The organism is Psychrobacter sp. CAL346-MNA-CIBAN-0220, from assembly GCF_040309805.1.
Taxonomy (GTDB): Bacteria; Pseudomonadota; Gammaproteobacteria; order Pseudomonadales; family Moraxellaceae; genus Psychrobacter.
In genome coordinates, this window is sequence record NZ_JBEOPF010000359.1 from 1 (window position 1) to 266 (window position 266).

At 61.7% G+C, this 266-nt stretch carries 1 protein-coding gene; it reads right to left on the minus strand.

Translation table 11 applies throughout. From position 1 onward, the window contains the following. Positions 1 to 233, minus strand: a 233-nt coding sequence (gene rpsI / locus AAEY88_RS13975) for a 30S ribosomal protein S9 (RefSeq protein WP_350563347.1), incomplete at its 3' end; no start/stop codon positions are given. Positions 234 to 266: the final 33 nt, after the last annotated feature.

Here is a 266-nt window from a genome sequence, read left to right on the forward strand (position 1 = left end):
GCGCCTGCCTGACCCGTTTCGCCGCCGCCGTTGACGTTCACCTTGATGTCGAACGTCTGGCCGTGGTTCGTGAGTTCCAGCGGTTGACGCACGATCATCAGCGACGTTTCGCGCGAGAAGTAGTCAGCGATGGGCTTGCCGTTGACGATGATGTCGCCCTTGCCAGCCTTGATGAAGACACGTGCGACAGCGCTCTTGCGGCGGCCCGTGCCGTAGTTCCAGTTACCGATCATGTGGGCTCCCCTTAGATCTCGAGCGCCTTCGGC